This window comes from Blastococcus sp. SYSU DS0753, from assembly GCF_054051175.1.
This window is the reverse complement of the sequence record NZ_JBJHAT010000004.1, coordinates 141,767-160,116: the sequence shown is the minus strand read 5'-3', so window position 1 is coordinate 160,116 and position 18,350 is coordinate 141,767. Positions and strand designations below refer to the sequence as shown.

Annotated in this window: 17 protein-coding genes; 5 read left to right on the top strand and 12 right to left on the bottom strand. The window is 74.1% G+C overall.

The window, feature by feature from the left end:
* The first annotated feature begins 20 nt into the window (after positions 1-20).
* Together radA and disA are read left to right on the top strand one after the other, a co-directional pair.
* Positions 21-1,388, top strand: coding sequence for a DNA repair protein RadA (radA, locus tag ACI799_RS05515; RefSeq protein WP_456612582.1), 1,368 nt, complete (start codon positions 21-23; stop codon positions 1,386-1,388).
* A 116-nt stretch (positions 1,389-1,504) separates the two neighbouring features.
* The gene (disA, locus tag ACI799_RS05510) at positions 1,505-2,590 is read left to right on the top strand and encodes a DNA integrity scanning diadenylate cyclase DisA (RefSeq protein WP_456588122.1); all 1,086 of its coding nucleotides are present in this window, start codon (positions 1,505-1,507) and stop codon (positions 2,588-2,590) included.
* A gap of 34 nt (positions 2,591-2,624) precedes the next feature.
* On the opposite strand, the gene ACI799_RS05505 is transcribed toward disA, so the two are convergent.
* A complete protein-coding gene (locus ACI799_RS05505) occupies positions 2,625-3,293 on the bottom strand; it encodes a MucR family transcriptional regulator (RefSeq protein ID WP_456588123.1) in 669 nt (222 codons plus the stop codon).
* A gap of 77 nt (positions 3,294-3,370) precedes the next feature.
* On the opposite strand from ACI799_RS05505, the gene ACI799_RS05500 reads away from it, so the two are divergent.
* Positions 3,371-4,261, top strand: coding sequence for an A/G-specific adenine glycosylase (locus tag ACI799_RS05500; protein WP_456612581.1), 891 nt, complete (start codon positions 3,371-3,373; stop codon positions 4,259-4,261).
* Between the two features lie 185 nt (positions 4,262-4,446).
* Here ACI799_RS05500 and ACI799_RS05495 read toward each other — a convergent pair whose 3' ends face one another.
* The 7 genes from ACI799_RS05495 to ACI799_RS05465 all read right to left on the bottom strand — a co-directional run bounded on the left by ACI799_RS05495 (position 4,447) and on the right by ACI799_RS05465 (position 12,424).
* Positions 4,447-6,978 carry an ATP-dependent Clp protease ATP-binding subunit gene (locus ACI799_RS05495; protein ID WP_456588125.1) on the bottom strand — a complete coding sequence of 844 codons (2,532 nt, stop codon included), beginning with the start codon at positions 6,976-6,978 and terminating at the stop codon, positions 4,447-4,449.
* A 364-nt stretch (positions 6,979-7,342) separates the two neighbouring features.
* On the bottom strand, positions 7,343-7,693 hold the full coding sequence (locus ACI799_RS05490; RefSeq protein ID WP_456588126.1) for a histone-like nucleoid-structuring protein Lsr2: 351 nt from the start codon (positions 7,691-7,693) through the stop codon (positions 7,343-7,345).
* Between the two features lie 149 nt (positions 7,694-7,842).
* On the bottom strand, positions 7,843-9,363 hold the full coding sequence (gene lysS, locus ACI799_RS05485; protein ID WP_456588127.1) for a lysine--tRNA ligase: 1,521 nt from the start codon (positions 9,361-9,363) through the stop codon (positions 7,843-7,845).
* An 11-nt stretch (positions 9,364-9,374) separates the two neighbouring features.
* Positions 9,375-10,181 (bottom strand): type III pantothenate kinase, encoded by an 807-nt coding sequence (locus tag ACI799_RS05480; RefSeq protein WP_456588128.1) that lies wholly within the window; start codon positions 10,179-10,181, stop codon positions 9,375-9,377.
* Between the two features lie 4 nt (positions 10,182-10,185).
* Positions 10,186-10,611, bottom strand: coding sequence for an aspartate 1-decarboxylase (panD, locus tag ACI799_RS05475; RefSeq protein ID WP_456588129.1), 426 nt, complete (start codon positions 10,609-10,611; stop codon positions 10,186-10,188).
* Positions 10,608-11,462, bottom strand: a complete 855-nt coding sequence (gene panC, locus ACI799_RS05470) for a pantoate--beta-alanine ligase (protein ID WP_456612580.1) — start codon at positions 11,460-11,462, stop codon at positions 10,608-10,610. The genes panD and panC overlap by 4 nt, the downstream gene beginning before the upstream one ends.
* On the bottom strand, positions 11,459-12,424 hold the full coding sequence (locus ACI799_RS05465; protein ID WP_456588131.1) for a Rossmann-like and DUF2520 domain-containing protein: 966 nt from the start codon (positions 12,422-12,424) through the stop codon (positions 11,459-11,461). The genes panC and ACI799_RS05465 overlap by 4 nt, the downstream gene beginning before the upstream one ends.
* Positions 12,425-12,698: 274 nt before the next feature.
* Between ACI799_RS05465 and ACI799_RS05460 the strand changes: the two genes are divergently transcribed.
* Positions 12,699-13,451: an SDR family oxidoreductase gene (locus tag ACI799_RS05460; RefSeq protein ID WP_456612579.1), complete on the top strand. Its 753-nt coding sequence runs from the start codon at positions 12,699-12,701 to the stop codon at positions 13,449-13,451.
* Positions 13,452-13,454: 3 nt separating this feature from the next.
* Here ACI799_RS05460 and ACI799_RS05455 read toward each other — a convergent pair whose 3' ends face one another.
* The gene (locus ACI799_RS05455) at positions 13,455-14,855 is read right to left on the bottom strand and encodes a DUF6779 domain-containing protein (protein ID WP_456612578.1); all 1,401 of its coding nucleotides are present in this window, start codon (positions 14,853-14,855) and stop codon (positions 13,455-13,457) included.
* Positions 14,856-14,937: 82 nt separating this feature from the next.
* Between ACI799_RS05455 and ACI799_RS05450 the strand changes: the two genes are divergently transcribed.
* Complete coding sequence (locus ACI799_RS05450; protein ID WP_456612577.1) at positions 14,938-15,543, top strand: DUF1684 domain-containing protein; 606 nt, start codon at positions 14,938-14,940, stop codon at positions 15,541-15,543.
* Between the two features lie 211 nt (positions 15,544-15,754).
* On the opposite strand, the gene ACI799_RS05445 is transcribed toward ACI799_RS05450, so the two are convergent.
* The 3 genes from ACI799_RS05445 to ACI799_RS05435 form a co-directional block, all read right to left on the bottom strand.
* Positions 15,755-16,753, bottom strand: a complete 999-nt coding sequence (locus ACI799_RS05445) for a glycine betaine ABC transporter substrate-binding protein (protein WP_456588135.1) — start codon at positions 16,751-16,753, stop codon at positions 15,755-15,757.
* A 140-nt stretch (positions 16,754-16,893) separates the two neighbouring features.
* Positions 16,894-17,628 (bottom strand): ABC transporter permease, encoded by a 735-nt coding sequence (locus tag ACI799_RS05440; RefSeq protein ID WP_456612576.1) that lies wholly within the window; start codon positions 17,626-17,628, stop codon positions 16,894-16,896.
* On the bottom strand, positions 17,625-18,344 hold the full coding sequence (locus ACI799_RS05435; protein WP_456595840.1) for an ABC transporter permease: 720 nt from the start codon (positions 18,342-18,344) through the stop codon (positions 17,625-17,627). The genes ACI799_RS05440 and ACI799_RS05435 overlap by 4 nt, the downstream gene beginning before the upstream one ends.
* Positions 18,345-18,350 lie beyond the last annotated feature (6 nt).

Genomic DNA, 18,350 nt, shown 5'->3' with positions numbered 1-18,350 from the left:
GTCGGGGTTAGCGTCGCCGCGTGCCGCCCGCCGGAGTGAAGACCGCCCGCCCTGCCCACCGCTGCACCGAGTGCGGCTACGCCTCGGCCAAGTGGGTCGGGCGCTGCCCCGAGTGCCAGGCGTGGGGCAGCCTGCAGGAGGTCGGCGCCCCCGCCACCGGGCTGCGGGCCGTCTCGGCCGGCCCGGTGAGCGCCCCCGCCCGCCCGATCGCCCAGGTCGAGCTCGCGGGCGCCCGCGCCGTCCCGACCGGCATCGCGGAGTTCGACCGCGTCCTGGGCGGCGGGCTGGTGCCGGGCGCGGTGCTCCTCGTCGCCGGGGAACCCGGGGTCGGCAAGTCCACGCTCCTGCTCGAGGTGGCCCACCGGGTGGCCGCCGCGGGCGGGCCGGCCCTCGTCGTCTCCGGGGAGGAGTCGGCCGGCCAGGTCCGGCTGCGCGCGGAGCGGATCGGCGCCCTGCACGACCGGCTGTACCTGGCCGCCGAGACAGAGCTCTCGGCGGTGCTGGCCCACGTCGAGGCCGTCAACCCCTCGCTGCTGATCCTCGACAGCGTGCAGACCGTCCGCTCCCCCGCCGTGGAGGGCACCGACGGCGGCTCGACGCAGGTGCGCGCCGTCGCCTCGGCCCTGACGGGCGTGGCGAAGACCCGGGGCATGACCACGATCCTCGTCGGCCACGTCACCAAGGACGGCGCCATCGCCGGCCCGCGCACCCTCGAGCACCTGGTCGACGTCGTCGTCTCCTTCGACGGCGAGCGGCACTCGGCGCTGCGGATGGTACGGGCGACGAAGAGCCGGTTCGGCCCGGCCGACGAGATCGGCTGCTTCGAGATCGGCGACAGCGGGGTCGTCGGCGTCCCCGATCCCTCGGCGCTGTTCGTGTCGCGTCGCACCGACCCGGTACCGGGCAGCTGCGTCACCGTCACCCTCGAGGGCAGCCGGCCCCTGCTGGCCGAGGTGCAGGCCCTCGTGGCGAGCACGAGCGGCGGCGGCTCCCCCCGGCGGGCCGTCAGCGGGCTGGACTCGCAGCGGGTCGCCATGGTGAACGCGGTGGTGGAACGGCGTGGGCGCGTCAAGCTCGCCGAGGCCGACGTGTTCGCCGCCTCCGTCGGTGGGGTGCGGATCGCCGAGCCGGCGGTGGACCTGGCCCTGGCGCTGGCGATCGCGTCGGCCGCCAAGGACGCCCCACTGCCGGCCGGCCTGGTGGCACTCGGCGAGGTCGGCCTCTCCGGGGAGATCCGCCGGGTGGGGGGCACCGGCCGCCGGCTGGCCGAGGCCGCCCGCCAGGGCTACCGCGTCGCGCTGGTGCCCCCCGATGCCGGGCAGGCCCCGGCCGGCATGCGGCTGATCGAGGTCCCCGACCTGGGGGCCGCCTTCCACCGCATGTTCTGAGCCCGTAGGGTTTCGTATGGGGGTCGCGGGCGGACGCCGGCACCCCCGAGCCTGCCCGGCCCCCGACGGGGCCACGTAGACTCGGCCACCGAACCACTCGACCGTCAGGAGCGCTCGTGCCCGCCGACGTGGACCCCGAGGTCGCCCTGCGCGAGCTCCTCGGCCGCATCGCCCCCGGCACGGCGCTGCGCGACGGCCTCGAGCGCATCCTGGCCGGCCGCACCGGCGCGCTCATCGTGCTCGGCTACGACCGGGTGGTGGAGTCGATCTGCACCGGCGGCTTCGCCCTCGACGTCGCCCTCTCGGCCACCCGGCTGCGGGAGCTGGCGAAGATGGACGGCGCGGTGATCGTCTCCTACGACGGCAGCCGCATCGTCCGGGCGGGCGTGCACCTCATGCCCGACCCCACCGTTCCGACCGAGGAGTCGGGCACCCGGCACCGCACCGCCGAGCGGGTCGCCGTCCAGACCGGCTACCCGGTGATCTCGGTGAGCCAGTCGATGCACATCATCAGCGTGTACGTCGCCGGCCGCCGGTACACCCTCGAGCACCCCACGACGATCCTCGCCCGAGCGAACCAGGCGCTCGCCGCGCTGGAGCGCTACAAGCTCCGCCTGGACGAGGTGGCGAGCACGCTGTCCGCACTCGAGATCGAGGACCTCGTGACCGTGCGGGACGCGATGAGCGTCAGCCAGCGGCTGGAGATGGTCCGCCGCATCGCCGACGAGATCGAGGGCTTCGTCGTCGAACTGGGCACCGACGGGCGGCTGCTGGCCCTGCAGCTGGACGAGATGCTGGCCGGGGTCGAGGAGGACCGGGGGCTGCTCGTGCGCGACTACCTCCCCGCGGCAGGGCGGCGCCACCGCACGATCGACCAGGTGCTCACCGACCTGCGGGCGCTGACCGCCACGGAGCTGCTCGACCTCTCGGCGGTCGCCCGGTGCTACGGGCTGCCGACGTCGCCGGACGCGCTCGACTCCCCCGTGAGCCCGCGGGGTTACCGGCTGCTCGCCCGGGTGCCCCGGCTGCCCGCCGGCATCATCGACCGGCTGGTCGAGCACTTCGGCGGACTGCAGAAGCTGCTCGCCGCCACGATCGAGGACCTGCTGGCCGTGGAGGGCGTCGGGGAGGCCCGCGCCCGGGGTATCCGGGAGGGCTTGTCCCGGCTGGCCGAGACCTCGATCCTCGACCGCTACAGCTGAGGCTCCGGGACGAGCCTCGTCCCGGACGGGGGCCTCACTGGAGGGTGATCGGGGCATCCCCGGACACCTTGGTGTCCAGCCGGCCACGCAGCACGTAGTCACCCGCCGGCGGGGTCACCCGGGGAGCGGTGCAGGTCGGCTCGCTGGTCAGCCCGCCCCACACCACGGGGAAGACGACCGGCTCCCCCGGCGCCAGCGTGCGCTCGTCGTCGCTGCTCTCCGGGAAGCAGTCGTTGCTGCCCCAGACCCGCGCGCCGTCGGCGTCGACCATCACGAGCTCCTGCAGCTGCTTGTCCAGCCTGCGCACGCACGGCACCGGCGAGGAGTTGACCACCACCAGCTCGAAGGTCGGCTTGCTGCCCACGGGCGCCGTCCCGGGGGTGCGCACCTCGAGGTCCAGCATGTCGTCGGTGCAGGGCCCACCCGGGGTCGGGCCCGCCGGTACCGGTGGCTCGCTGGGTGGCGGCGTCGTCCCCGGCGTTCGGACCCCGGAGGCCGAGGGCACCACCCGCTCCAGGGCGGGCGGCTCGGACGGCGCGGCGCCGCCGGCCGGCGCGGCCGCGGGACCGCTCCCCCCGCTGCTGGTCAGGAGGCTCACCGCGAGCCACGCCAGGCCGCCGAGAACGGCCAGCAGGAGGACCAGCACGGTCAGCCGACGCCGCCAGTAGACGGCAGCGGGCAGCGGACCGACCGGGTGCAACACGCGGGGAACGCTAGTGCGCCCGGTGCGGACTGGTCCGCTCGGCACGCCGCGCCGTGCGCACGGCAGACTGGACGCCCGTGACCGGTCCGACCTCCCCCGCGGCCGCACCTGTCGGCGAGGTGATCGTCGACTGGTACGCCACCGCCGCCCGCGACCTCCCCTGGCGGACGCCAGACGTCGAACCCTGGGCCGTCCTGGTCAGCGAGGTGATGCTGCAGCAGACCCCCGTGGCACGCGTGGAGCCCGTCTGGCGCGACTGGATGACCCGGTGGCCCACCCCGGCAGAGCTCGCCGCAACGCCGCCCGCCGAGGTGATCCGAGCCTGGGGGAAGCTCGGTTACCCCAGACGAGCCCTGCGGCTGCGGGAGGCCGCGATCGCGATCACCGAGCGGCACGGCGGCGTCGTCCCCGCCGAGGTCCCCGCCCTGGAGGCGCTACCGGGCGTCGGCACGTACACCGCCCGGGCCGTCGCCTGCTTCGGGTACGGCCGGCGCCAGCCCGTCGTCGACACCAACGTCCGCCGCGTGGTGGCGCGGCTGGTGCACGGTCGCGCGGAGGCGGGCAACGCCCGGGCCGCCGACCTCGTCGACATCGCCGCGCTGGCGCCGGAGGACGACGGCCGCGCCGTCCGCTTCTCGGTCGCGGTGATGGAGCTGGGCGCGCTGGTGTGCGTCGCCGGCACCCCGCGGTGCGGCGCGTGCCCGGTGCGTGACCGCTGCGCCTGGCGGCTGGCCGGCTCCCCGGCTCACGAGGGCCCGCCCCGGCGGGTGCAGAAGTTCACCGGCACCGACCGCCAGGTGCGTGGCCGGCTGCTGGACGTCCTGCGGGCCGCCCACGAGCCCGTGGACACCGCGGCGCTGGAACCGGCCTGGGCCGACGCGGTCCAGCGGTCCCGCTGCCTGTACTCGCTGCTCACCGACGGGCTGGTCGAGCAGACCGCCGACGGGAGATTCGCCCTTCCGACGTGAGGCGCCCTGCGAGGGTCGGCCTGCTGGGCGGGGCCGGAGGCTCCCCACGCGGGTCGACGAAATGGCTCGACGCAGCCGGGGTACGGCACCTGGCCGCGGTGCGATCCGGAGGATCGCCATGTCACGACGACAGGGGCCGCCCCCACCTCGCGGTGGGAGCGGCCCCTGTCGTGGTCCTGCCGGCCTTACTCCGCCGAGGCGGAGCCGTTCTCGTCACCCTCGGCGCCCGAGAGGGCCACCGGCGGGGTGTCGGGCAGGTCGACCGGCTTGGCCTCGCCGCGGAAGGTGAACTTCGCGTCGGTGCCCTCGCCCTCGACGTCCACCACGATGATCTGCCCGCCGGACAGCTCGCCGTAGAGGATCTTCTCGCTCAGCGCGTCCTCGATCTCGCGCTGGATGGTCCGGCGCAGCGGCCGGGCGCCCAGCACGGGGTCGAAGCCCCGGGCGGCCAACAGCTTCTTCGCCGGCGGCGTGATCTCCAGCGCCATGTCCTTGTTCGCCAGCTGGCTCTCCACCCGGCTGACCATCAGGTCGACGATCTGGACGATCTCCTGCTCGGTCAGCTGGTGGAACACGACGATGTCGTCGATGCGGTTGAGGAACTCCGGCCGGAAGTGCTGCTTGAGCTCCTCGTTGACCTTGAGCTTCATCCGCTCGTAGTTCGACTGGTCGTCGTTGCCGGCCTGGAAGCCGAGGCCCACGGCCTTGGAGATGTCCCGCGTACCGAGGTTGGTGGTGAGGATCAGGATCGTGTTCTTGAAGTCCACGATCCGGCCCTGACCGTCGGTGAGCCGACCGTCCTCGAGAACCTGCAGCAGCGTGTTGAACACGTCCGCGTGCGCCTTCTCGATCTCGTCGAAGAGGACCACCGAGAACGGCTTGCGCCGCACCTTCTCGGTCAGCTGGCCACCCTCGTCGTAACCGACGTACCCCGGAGGGGCACCGACGAGGCGGGACACGGTGAAGCGGTCGTGGAACTCACCCATGTCGATCTGGATGAGCGCGTCGTCCTCACCGAACAGGAACTGCGCCAGCGCCTTCGCCAGCTCCGTCTTACCGACACCCGAGGGGCCGGCGAAGATGAAGGAGCCACCGGGACGGCGCGGGTCCTTGAGGCCCGCCCGCGTGCGCCGGATCGCCTGGCTGACGCTCTTGATGGCCTCTTCCTGGCCGATGATCCGCTTGTGGAGCTCGTCCTCCATGCGGAGCAGACGGGTGGTCTCCTCCTCGGTGAGCTTGAAGACGGGGATGCCGGTCCAGTTGGCCAGCACCTCGGCGATCTGCTCGTCGTCGACCTCGGCGACGACGTCCATGTCGCCGGCCTTCCACTGCTTCTCGCGCTCGGCCTTCTCGCCCAGCAGCTGCTTCTCGGTGTCGCGCAGCGATGCGGCCTTCTCGAAGTCCTGCGCGTCGATCGCCGACTCCTTCTCGCGGCGGACGGCCGCGATCTTGTCGTCGAACTCGCGCAGGTCCGGCGGCGCGGTCATCCGCTTGATCCGCATCCGCGCGCCCGCCTCGTCGATCAGGTCGATCGCCTTGTCGGGCAGGAAGCGGTCGGAGATGTACCGGTCGGCCAGCGTCGCGGCGGCCACGAGCGCGCCGTCGGTGATGCTGATCCGGTGGTGCGCCTCGTACCGGTCGCGCAGCCCCTTGAGGATCTCGATCGTGTGGGCCAGCGTCGGCTCGCCCACCTGGATCGGCTGGAAGCGGCGCTCGAGCGCGGCGTCCTTCTCCAGGTGCTTGCGGTACTCGTCGAGCGTGGTGGCGCCGATGGTCTGCAGCTCGCCGCGGGCCAGCATCGGCTTGAGGATGCTGGCGGCGTCGATCGCGCCCTCGGCGGCACCCGCCCCGACGAGGGTGTGGATCTCGTCGATGAACAGGATGATGTCGCCGCGGGTGCGGATCTCCTTGAGCACCTTCTTGAGCCGCTCCTCGAAGTCACCGCGGTAGCGGGAACCGGCGACGAGCGCACCCAGGTCGAGGGTGTAGAGCTGCTTGTCCTTCAGCGTCTCGGGCACCTCGCCCTTGACGATCGCCTGGGCCAGGCCCTCCACGACGGCGGTCTTGCCGACGCCGGGCTCGCCGATGAGGACCGGGTTGTTCTTGGTGCGCCGCGAGAGCACCTGCATGACCCGCTCGATCTCCTTGGCCCGCCCGATGACCGGGTCGAGCTTGGAGTCGCGCGCGGCCTGGGTCAGGTTGCGGCCGAACTGGTCGAGGACCAGCGAGGTCGACGGCGTGCCCTCGGCGGGGCCGCCGGCCGCGGCCGGCTCCTTGCCCTGGTAGCCGCTCAGCAGCTGGATGACCTGCTGGCGGACGCGGTTGAGGTCGGCGCCGAGCTTCACGAGGACCTGGGCGGCGACGCCCTCGCCCTCGCGGATCAGGCCGAGCAGGATGTGCTCGGTGCCGATGTAGTTGTGGCCGAGCTGCAGCGCCTCGCGCAGCGACAGCTCCAGGACCTTCTTCGCCCGCGGGGTGAAGGGGATGTGCCCGGACGGCGCCTGCTGGCCCTGCCCGATGATCTCCTCGACCTGCTGGCGGACACCCTCGAGCGAGATGCCGAGGGACTCCAGGGCCTTGGCAGCGACGCCCTCACCCTCGTGGATCAAACCCAGGAGGATGTGCTCGGTGCCGATGTAGTTGTGGTTGAGCATCCGGGCCTCTTCCTGGGCCAGGACGACGACACGGCGGGCTCGGTCGGTGAACCGTTCGAACATCTGCTGCTTCTCCTCTGACCGGCTGGTCCGGCGCTGCCCTCCCCGTGCTGGGAAGGAGCACCCGACGTCCGTCGGCGCGCGGGGGCACCGGTCTTTCCACTGTAGTCGCGGACCACGCCGTCCCGTCGTCGTCCGACGGTTCCGGTGGGTGGCTGTCCGTTCCAACCACCCCCTGGCAGGTGGTGTTCCGCCCCTGTTACGCCGTGAGCGGACGGTGCACACCGTCGGCCTGTCGGCCTCCACCGGCGGCCAGGTGCCGGGAGCGCTGCACGGAGCCGGAACCAATCGACCCGCGGGTGGGGACGCTGCGCGCCCCCGCCACGCGGGTCGAAGTCCGACCAGGTCGGAGTGCTGCTGTCCTGCGTCAGTGGGCGGCTTCGTAGGCCTCGACGACGCTGGCCGGGATGCGGCCGCGGTCGCTCACCGCGTGACCGTTCTTGCGCGCCCAGTCACGGATGGCGCCGGCCTGCTCGCGGTCCATCCGGCCACCGCCACCGGTGGCGCGGGACCGGCCGCCGCCCGAGGCGCGGGTGCCGCGGCCGACCTTGCGCGCCGCCGAGATGTACCGGGCGAACGCGTCGCGCATCTCCTGGGCGTTCTTCTCCGCCAGGTCGATCTCGTACGAGGTGCCGTCGAGCGCAAAACTGACGGTCTCGTCGGCCGGAAGATTCTCGTCGAGGTCGTCGCTCAGGATGACCTGGACCTTGCGCGCCATTCGTTCCTCGCTAATCGCAGCGACCCGGAGGTCGGACGGAAATAGCACCCGGCGGGTGCGAGGTCCATTACAGCACGATCTCCGGATAATCGGAAATGGGCGCACGATTCCACTCCCCTATGGGAGGGGGAAATCGAGATACGGCCCGATCAGGAACTGATTGGCCGGACCAACGGGAACAGGATCGTCTCCCGGATCCCGAGACCGGTGAGCGTCATCATCAACCGGTCCATGCCCATTCCTACGCCCCCCGTGGGCGGCATGCCGTATTCCAGCGCCTCGAGGAAGTCCTCGTCGAGCACCATCGCCTCGGGATCGCCGGCCGCGGCCAGCAGCGCCTGCTGGGTGAACCGCTCCCGCTGGACGACGGGGTCGACGAGCTCGGAGTACCCGGTGCCCCGCTCGATCCCGCCGATGTAGAGGTCCCACTTCTCCGCGACGCCCGGCTCCGAGCGGTGCGCCCGGGTCAGGGGCGAGGTGTCCACCGGGTAGTCCATGACGAACGTGGGCTCCTGCAGCGACGGCTGCACCAGCGCCTCGAAGATCTCCTCGACCAGCTTGCCGTGGATCCAGGCCGGGTCGACGCCGACCCCGTGCCGCTCGGCCAGGGCGCGCAGCTGCTCGATCGGCGTCTGCGGGGTCACCGTCTCCCCCACCGCCTCGCTGACCAGGTCGAACAGCCGCACCTGCCGCCACACGCCGGAGAGGTCCAGCTCGGTGCCGTCGTGGTGCCGAGCCACGTGGTCGCCGAACAGCGCCGCACAGCTCTCCTGGATCAGTTCCCGGGTGATGACCGCGATGTCGTTGTAGTCGAGGTAGGCCGCGTAGAACTCCAGCATCGCGAACTCCGGGGAGTGCGAGCTGTCCGCACCCTCGTTGCGGAAGTTCCGGTTGATCTCGAACACGCGGTCCAGGCCGCCGACGATGCACCGCTTGAGGAACAGCTCCGGTGCGATACGCAGGTAGAGGTCCAGGTCGAATGCGTTCATGTGGGTGCGGAACGGCCGGGCCGCCGCACCGCCGTGCACGGTCTGCAGCATCGGCGTCTCGACCTCGATGAAATCCCGCCGGCCGAGCCCCGCGCGCAGGGTGGACATGACGGTGGCGCGCTGGCGGACGGTGCGGCGGGCCTCGTCGCGCACGATCAGGTCGACGTAGCGACGGCGGACCCGCAGCTCCTCGCTCATCGGCTTGTGCGCCACCGGCAGCGGGCGCAACGCCTTGGCGGTCAGCTGCCAGGAGTCGGCGAAGACCGACAGCTCGCCGCGGCGCGACGTCCCGACCTCGCCCGCCACGAAGACGTGGTCACCGAGGTCGACGTCGGACTTCCACGCGGCGAGCGCCTCCTCGCCGACGCGGTCGCGGGAGAGCATCACCTGCAGCTCGGCATCGCCCTCGCGCAGCGTGGCGAAGCAGAGCTTGCCGGTGTTGCGGAAGAAGATCACCCGGCCGGTGACCCCGACCCGCTCGCCGGTCATCGTGTCCGGCTCCAGCTCGGGGTGCGCGGCGCGGACCGCGGTGAGCGTCGTCGTGCGGGGCACCGTCACCGGGTAGGGGTCGACCCCCGACTCGCGCAGCCGGTCGAGCTTGGCCCGGCGGACCCGCATCTGCTCCGGCAGCTCCTCGCCGCTGTCGTCGGCGCCCGTACCGTTCGGTCCCACGTCCGTCACGGGAACCCAGCCTACGGGGCGGCCACCCGCCGCTCGGCGGCCTGCTGCCGCTGGAAGGCCAGCCGCAGCCCGTGCACCGTCAGGTCGGGCTCGCGTTCGCCGATGGTGCGGCAGCTGTCGACGAGCAGCGGGGCCAGCCCGCCGGTCGCGACGACGACCGGTGGGGTGCCGAACTGCGACACCAGCTCCGCCGAGATCCGGCCGACCAGCCCGTCGACCAGGCCGGCGAACCCGAGCACCAGCCCCGCCTGCAGCGCGGCGACGGTGTTCTTCCCGATCGCCTGCGGCGGGCAGGAGAGCTCGACCGAGCGCAGCTGGGCGGCCCGGCTGGCCAGCGCGTCGCGGCTGACCTCGACCCCCGGCGCGAGGGCGCCCCCGAGGAACTGCCCGTCCGGGCCGACGGCGTCGACGTTGGTGGAGGTGCCGAAGTCGACGACGACCACCGGCCGGGTCCCGCCGCCGGGTGCCCGGCCGAACAGCTCGTGCGCGGCCAGCGCCGTGACCACGCGGTCCGCCCCCACCTCGCGGGGATTGTCCACGTGCAGCGGGACTCCGGTGCGCACGCCGGGGCCGATGAGCACCACCGGCACCTCGAGGGAGTCCAGCAGCTGGCGCAGCGCCGGCAGCAGCGCGGGCACGGTGGAGCAGGCGGCCACCCCGGTGACCTCCGTGTCGCGCAGCAGGCCCCGCCAGAGCATGCCCAGCTCGTCGGCGGTGGCCCGGGGCGCGGTCGTCACCCGCCAGGAGCCGACCCGGCGGGCGCCGTCGAAGGTGGCGAGGACGGTCTGGCTGTTGCCGACGTCGACGGTCAGCAGCACCGGGTCACCGGATCGGGACGCCGAGGTCGCTGCGCTGCTGGTCGGCGGCACCGGGCACCGGGGCCGACGGGTCGCCGCCGAGTTCGACGACGCGGTTGGCGCCGTCGACGTGGACGACCCTCGGGATGTAGCTCTTGGCCTCGGTCTCGTCCATGACGCCGTAGCTGATCAGGATGACCATGTCGCCGGGGTGCACGAGATGCGCGGCGGCACCGTTGATGCCGATGACGCCGCTGCCCCGCTCACCGGGGATGACGTAGGTCTCCAGGCGGGCGCCGTTGGTGATGTCGACGATGGCGACCTGCTCGCCGGGCAGCAGGTCGGCGGCGTCGAGGAGGTCCTCGTCGACGGTCACCGAGCCCACGTAGTGCAGGTCGGCCTGGGTGACAGTGGCGCGGTGGATCTTGGACTTGAGCATCGTGCGCATCATCGGGGGCCTCCCAGTCGGACTGCCGTGTTGTCGAGGAGCCGGGTGCTGCCCGCGCGGACCGCGACGAGCAGGCGGGCGGGGCCGGCGGCCGGCGCCGGTCCCAGATCGGTATCGGTCAGTTCCAGGTAGTCCTGGACCAGGTCGGGGGCTTCGGCCAGGACGGCGCGGGCGGCGGCGAGGACGGCCTCGGCGCCGTGCGGGCCGGCGTCCGCACCGGCGCGCAGTGCCTGGTGCAACGTCGCGGCCCGGGCCCGCTGTTCCGGCGAGAGGTAGCGGTTGCGGCTGGACAGCGCCAGCCCGTCGTCCTCCCGCACGGTCGGGACGCCGACCACCTCCACGCCGAGCGCGAGCTCGCGGGCCATGGCGCGGATCAGGGTCAGCTGCTGGTAGTCCTTCTCGCCGAAGAGGGCGAGGTCGGGCCGCACCAGGCCGAAGAGCTTGGCGACGACGGTGAGCACCCCGGCGAAGTGCCCGGGGCGCACCGCCCCCTCCAGGACCGACCCCAGCGGGCCGGGATCGACGGTCACCCCCACCGCGCCGGCGGGGTAGACCTCCTCGACCGGCGGGTGGAAGACGACGTCGGCGCCCTCCTCGGCCAGCGCGGCGAGGTCGGCGTCCCAGGTGCGCGGGTAGCGGTCGAAGTCCTCGCCCGGCCCGAACTGCGTCGGGTTCACGAACACCGAGACGACGACGCTGCCGGCGCGCTCGCGGGCGGCGCGGACGAGGGTGCGGTGCCCCTCGTGCAGGGCGCCCATGGTGGGCACCAGGGCGACCGGGCCGGGCAGCGCGTCGACCAGCCGGCGCAGCTCGGCGGCGGAGGCGGCGACGGCGGGCCGGGTGCCGACGGTCATCGGGACCCGGCCGGATCGTCGTGCCGGGCGGCGGCGAGCAGCTCGAGCAGCGGCGCAGCCTCGTGGTCCTTGAGCCGGCCGGCGGCGAGGGTCCGCTCCGCGGTGCGCTGTGCCATGGCGACGTAGGCGGCCACCGACCCCGGGGCTCGCTCGGTGAGGGTCCCCAGGTGGCGCGCGACGGTGCCGGCGTCGCCGCGGCTGACCGGTCCGGTGAGCCCTCGGTCACCCCGGCGCAGGCCGTTGTCGAGCGCGGCGGTGAGCAGCGGCGCCAGCACGCGGCCGGGTTCGGCCACTCCGGCGGTGCGCAGCAGGTCGGCGGCCTCGGCCACCAGGGTGACCAGGTGGTTCGCGCCGGTGACCAGCGCCGCGTGGTAGAGCGGGCGGTCGGCCTCGGCGACGAAGAACGGCTCGCCGCCCATCTCCAGCACGAGGGTCTCGGCCACGGGGCGGTGCTCCGGGCGGCTGGTCACGCCGAACGGGGCGCCGTCGAGCCGGTCGGCGTCCTCCGCGACGCCGGAGAAGGTCATGGCCGGGTGCAGCGCCAGGGCGAGCACCCCGGCCTGCTCGGCGGGGGCGAGCACGGCCAGCCCGTGCGCCCCGGACGTGTGGAACACCAGCTGACCGGCGCGCCAGGCGCCGGTCTCGGCCAGCCCGGAGACGAGGCCCGCCAGGGTGTCGTCGGGAAGGGCGAGGACGACCAGGTCGGCGGCGGCCACCACCGCGTCGGCCGGGATGAGGGGGACGCCGGGCAGCAGCCGCTCGGCGCGCTCGGCGGAGGCTGCGGACAGCCCGGACGCGGCGACGACGTCGTGGCCGGCGGCGGCGAGCGCGGCGCCCAGGACGGCGCCGACGCGGCCGGCGCCGATGACGCCCACGCGGAGGCGGGCGGGCGCGTCGGCCGGGCGGGCGTGCGTGCGGGCCGGGCCCAGCAACGCACGGACGGTCCTGCGGGGAGCAGGCATCGGTGCACCTCTCGTTCCAGTCCCTGACGGGTACCGGACGTCGGGCGCGATCCACACGGATCGCGGTGGTCGTTCGGGTCCTGCTCCGGTCCGGCGCCCGCTGCAACCGGATGTGTCACGCGGGCGACGTACCGATGGCGAGTCTGTGACCCCTACGCGTCCGACGCAACGCCTCGTTGCTGTGTCCTGGCTCACGTCGGTCCGGGGCCCCGGTCGGGACCTGGCGGGGGCCCCGCCCTACCGTGACGGCCGGCACATCGGCGAAGGAGGCAGCGTGCACACGTTCGAGGGACGGACCGCACTGGTCACCGGCGGCAGCCGGGGCATCGGCCTGGGCATCGCCCGGAGCCTGGTCGAGCGCGGGGCGAGAGTGGTGCTCACCGCCCGCAAGCCCGGCGCGCTGGCCGAGGCGGTCGAGGCGCTGGGCGGGCCGGAGGTGGCCGTGGCGGTCGCCGGCAACGCCGGGGACCCGGAGCACCGGGCCACCGCGGTGCGCACGGCGATCGAGACGTTCGGGAGCCTGGACGTGCTGGTCGGCAACGTCGGCATCAACCCGGCGTACGGGCCGCTGATGGACCTGGACCTCGACGCCTGCCGGAAGATCCTGGACACGAACGTCGTCGCCTCGCTGGGCCTGGTGCAGGAGGTCTGGCGGGCCTGGATGGCCGAGCACGGCGGCTCCGTGCTGTTCGTCGCCTCCGTGGCGGGGCTGCGCTCCTCGCCGGAGATCGGCGCCTACGGCGTGAGCAAGGCGGCGCTGATCAACCTCACCACCCAGCTGGCCGTGGAGCTCGCACCCAAGGTGCGGGTGAACGCGGTCGCCCCCGCGGTGGTGAAGACCCGCTTCGCCGGAGCCCTGTTCGAGGGCCGGGAGGCGGAGGCCGCGGCGGTCTACCCGATGGCGCGCCTGGGGACGCCCGAGGATGTCGGCGAGGCCGCCGCCTACCTGCTGGGCGACGGCGCCGGCTGGGTCACCGGCCAGACGCTGGTGCTCGACGGGGGTGGGCTGTCCCGCGGTCCGCGGTGAGGCTCAGCGGCCGAGGACCCGGGCCAGGACGTCGTCGCTCTCGCCGTCCTCCCGGTACCGCCGCCGGCGGCGCCCGCCGGAGACCGGGCTGACGCCGTTCTCGGCCAGGATCCGCGCCAGCCGGTCGGAGGTGTCCGCCCGGTCCTCGTCCGGCTGCCACGCCCATTCGGGCGTCACCGCGGGGTGCGCGGTGGTGGGCGTGAACTCGGCGGGCAGCGGCTCCGCCGGCTCGTCGGTGCGCCGGCGGCGGGGGGCGTCGTCGACCCGGGACGGGGCGGGCGCGTCCAGCAGGGACCGGGCGGCCAGCCACTCCAGCGGGGACTGCGGTGGGTCGGCCGGCGGCCGCGGGGCCGAGGGCGTGACCACGGGCGACGCGACGGGAACCGGCGGCGGGGGCTCGGCCGGGGCGTGCCGCGACCCGAGGTAGGGGTCGTCCTCGTGCGCCGCGGCGCGCTCGTGTCGGCCGAGCCCCGAAGGCACCGGTGCGGCCGGGCGGCCCGGCACCGGCGGGACCGGAGGACGCAGCGGCGGCGGGACCGGCGGCGCGGACGCGGCGGGGCGGACCGGCGGCGTCACGGGGACGGCCGGAGCCGGTGGCGGGGCGGAGGACCACGTGCTGGTGCTCGTGCGCACCTGCTCGAACTGCTGGGTGGGGCGTGGCTCGTCCAGCCGGATGGCCGGCCACCCCCCGGTCAGCTCGCGCGGCGGCGCGTCGTCGCTCCACGCCGCGCCGCCGTCGAGGGTGCGGGCCGGCCCGTCCACCCGGCTGGCCTGGGTGCGCATGACGATCCGCTCGACCAGCATCTCGCTGGACAGCTGCTCGGCGAGCTCGGCGCGCAAGCGGCCCATGTCCTCCCGCAGCGCCCCCAGCTGCCCGAGCTCGGTGCGCAGGCCGGTCAGCGCGGCGACGTCGTCACGGAGCGCGGCCACGCGGGCGACCTCGTCGCGCAGCTCGCCGAGCGCGGCGATCTCCCCCCGCATCCCGGCCACCCGGGCGATCTCGTCGCGGAGGCCGGTCAGGGAGGCGATCTCGCCGCGCAGCGCATCCAGCTCGTCGCGCATCGCGTCCTCGGTCTCGCGACGCAGCTCGTTCTCGAGCTCCAGCTCGTACTCGCGGCGGGCGGCGACCTCCCGCTCCAGCTCCCGCTCGTAGGCGCGCCGCAGGCCGGCCTCGCGGGCCTCGGCGCGCACCCGGTCGGTGCCGCGCCGGCCGGCGGCGAAGGTGGCGAGCACGAACGCCCAGGCCACGGCGACGACCGCCACCCGCAGCAGCTGGGCGTTGTCGGTCAGGAAGACGGCGAGCGTGGCGCCGGCGGCGAGCAGGAAACCGCCGGCCTGCAGCAGCGTCCGAGGACCCGGAGCGGCCGGGCCGCGGTCGACGTCGTCGTCCTCGCGGCGGGGCATGGCTCCAGCGTAACGACGTGCGGCGTTCACGGGGAGCATTCGCCCCCGTGCCCACAGTGGCCACAGGTGCAACAGTGCGGAGGTGACCCTCTCCCTGCTCGACTGGCGCCGCCGGGTGGCCGCGCTGCACGCCGCCGTCCGGGACGACCCCGATCCCGAACGGGGCTGGCAGCGGTGGCGGGACGGCCGCGACGAGCTCTTCGCCGGCCACCCGCAGTCGCCGCTGGACCCGGCCGCCCGGGCGGCCTTCCGCGGTCTGCCGGTCGCCCCGTACGACCCGGGGCTGCGGTTCGAGCCGGTGCTCGAGCCCGCGGGACCCCGGCGCCTGGAGGTACCGACGGCCGCCGACGGCGTGGTGCTGCTGGAGCGGATCGGGGCGGTGGCGCTGCCCGGCGTCGGCCGGCTGGACGTCTGGTGGATCGCCCTCTACGGGGGTGGGGTCTTCCTGCCGCTGCGCGATGGGACCGCCGGCGACACCACCTACGGCGGTGGCCGCTACCTGCTGGACACGGTGAAGGGCGCGGACCTCGGCAGCGACGGCGACCGGCTGGTGGTCGACCTCAACTTCGCCTACCACCCGTCGTGCGCCTACGACCCGCGCTGGTCGTGCCCGCTGGCACCGGAGGGCAACCGGGTGCCGACTGCGGTCGCCGCCGGGGAACAGCTGCCCCCCGGCGGCTGGACGTGACGTGCTGGAACGGCCCCCGTGCAGGGACCCGCCGCGAGCCCGTGACGTGCTGGAACGGCCGCCCTTCAGGGTCCCGCGCCGAGCGTCCGAGGCGTGGGGGGAAGGGCGGTCCTTCGACTGATCGTCAGGGGTCCTGGCTCAGCGTCGACGGTGAGCCAGGACCCCGAGTGGTGAGCCAGGAGCGAGCCCGAGGGGTGGGCCGGGACGGCGGTCAGCCCTGCGCGAGGGCGCCGTCGGAGCTGAACACCAGGCCGAGGGAGATCTCGCCCCGCTGCAGCGCCGCCTTGGTCAGCGGGCCGCCGGTGTCCAGCGCCCGGAACTCGGCGAACTCCAGGCCGTAGGTCTCCTCCAGCCCCGGCTGGCAGAACGGCCGGGTCGGGCACTCGGTGGGCCCGCCGAGGACGAGCGAGCCGTCCCCGCAGGCCTCCGCGAGCTCGGAGAGGGTGCTGACCCCCAGCTCGTCGGCGAAGGCCTGGGTGACGGCGAAGGCGTTCTGGTCGGCGGCCTCCGCCGGCTCCCCGACGACCAGGCCAGCCTCCTCGGCCAGCGGCTGGAGGGCCGCCAGCGTCTCCTGGACGTCGCCACTGGCGACCTGGTTCTGCTCGTCACCCTCGAGCGTCTCGGTGACGGTGGCCAGGTACTCGGGGAAGACCTGGATCTCCCCGTTGCGCAGCGCCTGCAGGTACAGCTCCCGGTTGCCGGCCTCCCGGACGGAGGCGTCGAACCCGGCGGCGGTGAGGACGTCGGCGTAGATGGTGGCGAGGATCGTCGACTCGGTGAAGTTGGCTGCGCCCACGACGATCGGGCCGCTGCCCTGGGCGAGGCCGGCGGTGTCGACGTTCTCCTCGACCCAGGCGGCGGCGACGTCCTCGGCGTTCTGCCGCTCGACGTCGACCGCGGCGTTCATCTCGATGAGCTCGTCGGTCGTGAGCTCCGCCGAGACGGCGTCCAGCGCCGGCAGCAGCGCCGGGTTCGCCTCGGCCGCGGCCGCGTTGACCGCCGGGATGATGTTGTCGGCGTTCTGCAGGTCCTGGTCGTCGTCGAGGACGACGAGCTGGTCGCCGGCGACCGGGGCGCAGGCGTCGCCGGAGGCCTGGCCGCCGCCGGTGTCCCCCGCGCCCCCGGTGCCGGAGGACCCCGACTCCCCGCAGGCCGCGGTCAGCGCGACGGCGAGGGCGAGTGGAGCGAGGGAACGGATTCGTGCGCGCATGGTCGGAGGCCCGCCTTCTGTGTCCCGTGCCGGTCGGCACGCGTGTCTGGCGGGAGGACTCCCGCGCCACCATCGAACCGTCCCGTTGTGCACCACGCAATCGGGTATCCGGCGCCCGGGGATCCGTTACCGACGTGTGATCACTGGGGGACGCCGGTCGCGGTCAGCTCGGGCTCTCCCCGCACGGCCCGCGGGCGACCGGTCACGAGGGGCACCCGCTTCGGCCCGGGCCGCGCCGCCCAGGAGAGCACCACCAGCACCAGCTCGGTGAGCAGCGCCAGCGCCGCGATGACGATCGCGCCGGCGATGATCAGCCCGTAGTCCTGCTGGCCGAACCCGAGGTTGACCACCCGGCCCAGGCCACCCCCGCCGACGAGTGCCGCGAGCCCGGCCGTCGCCACCACCTGCACGGCGGCGGTGCGCACCCCGGTCATGACCAGGGGCAGCGCCAGCGGCAGGTCGACCCGGTGCAGCACCTGCCCTCGGGTCATGCCCATGGCGCGGGCGGCCTCGCGGACGTCGCCGTCCACCCCCCGGAAGCCGACGTAGGTGTTGGTGAGGATGGGCGGGAAGGCGAACACGGCCAGGGCGATCGCCGTGGCCCGGTTGCCGAAGCCGATCGGGCTGACCGCGAACAGGGTGAGCAGCGCGAGCGTGGGCACCGCGCGGCTGACGTTCGACAGGACGACCACCGCTCCCCCGCCGCGCCCGCTGGTGCCCAGGGCGATGCCCAGGGGCAGCGCGAGAACCAGGGCGGCGAGGACGGCGATCGCCGAGACCGCGAGGTGCTCGACGAGCAGGTCCAGCAGCCCGCCGGGCCGGGTCCAGTTGTACGGGTCGTTGAGGTAGACGAGGGCGTCGCCGAAGCCGGTCACGACCGCGCCCTCGCCCACGGGGTGAGCAGCCGTTCCGCGCCGGCGAGCAGCAGGTCGGCCAGCAGCGCGAGCAGCACGCAGCCGACCGCGCCGGTGACGATCTCGGCCCGGTAGAAGTTGGCGTTGAAGCCGCCGAAGATCAGCTGGCCGAGCCCGCCGTGCCCCACCAGGACACCCACGGTGGTGAGCGCGACGGTGGAGACGGTGGCGATCCGCAGCCCGGCCATGAACGCCGGCAGCGCCAGCGGCAGGTCGATCTGCCAGAACAGCCGGATCCGGCCGTAGCCCATGCCCTGCGCGGCCTCGCGCACCTCCGCCGGCACGCCCTGCAGGCCGGTCAGGAAGTTGCGGACCAGGATCACCAGCGAGTAGACGACCAGCCCGATCAGCACCGTCGTCGCCGTCAGCCCGGTGAACGGGAAGATCAGGGCGAACATCGCCAGCGACGGGATCGTGTAGACGATCGAGGAGAAGCCGAGCACCGGGCCGGCCAGCCACCGGACGCGACGGGCGAGCAGGGCCAGCGGCAGGGCGACGAGCGCCCCGATGACGACGGCGGCGACGGTGAGCCTGACGTGCTCCCCGAGGTACCGCAGAATGGTGTCCCAGTTCGCCACCACGTAGGTTGCGTCGAACCACGGGTTCGGCGCCCCGTCCACGGCCAGCACCGCGCCGGAGGCGGACGTACCGGCACCCGCGCTCAGCACCGGGCGCATCCCAGG

Coding starts and splice junctions, on each gene's coding strand:
- panC (WP_456612580.1), bottom strand. CDS start 11,462: ATGACCGTCGGCACCCGGCCCGCCGTCGCCGCCTCCGCCGCCGAGCTG.
- ACI799_RS05495 (WP_456588125.1), bottom strand. CDS start 6,978: ATGTTCGAACGGTTCACCGACCGAGCCCGCCGTGTCGTCGTCCTGGCC.
- ACI799_RS05465 (WP_456588131.1), bottom strand. CDS start 12,424: ATGCCTGCTCCCCGCAGGACCGTCCGTGCGTTGCTGGGCCCGGCCCGC.
- ACI799_RS05435 (WP_456595840.1), bottom strand. CDS start 18,344: ATGCGCCCGGTGCTGAGCGCGGGTGCCGGTACGTCCGCCTCCGGCGCG.
- ACI799_RS05445 (WP_456588135.1), bottom strand. CDS start 16,753: ATGCGCGCACGAATCCGTTCCCTCGCTCCACTCGCCCTCGCCGTCGCG.
- panD (WP_456588129.1), bottom strand. CDS start 10,611: ATGATGCGCACGATGCTCAAGTCCAAGATCCACCGCGCCACTGTCACC.
- ACI799_RS05490 (WP_456588126.1), bottom strand. CDS start 7,693: ATGGCGCGCAAGGTCCAGGTCATCCTGAGCGACGACCTCGACGAGAAT.
- ACI799_RS05455 (WP_456612578.1), bottom strand. CDS start 14,855: ATGCCCCGCCGCGAGGACGACGACGTCGACCGCGGCCCGGCCGCTCCG.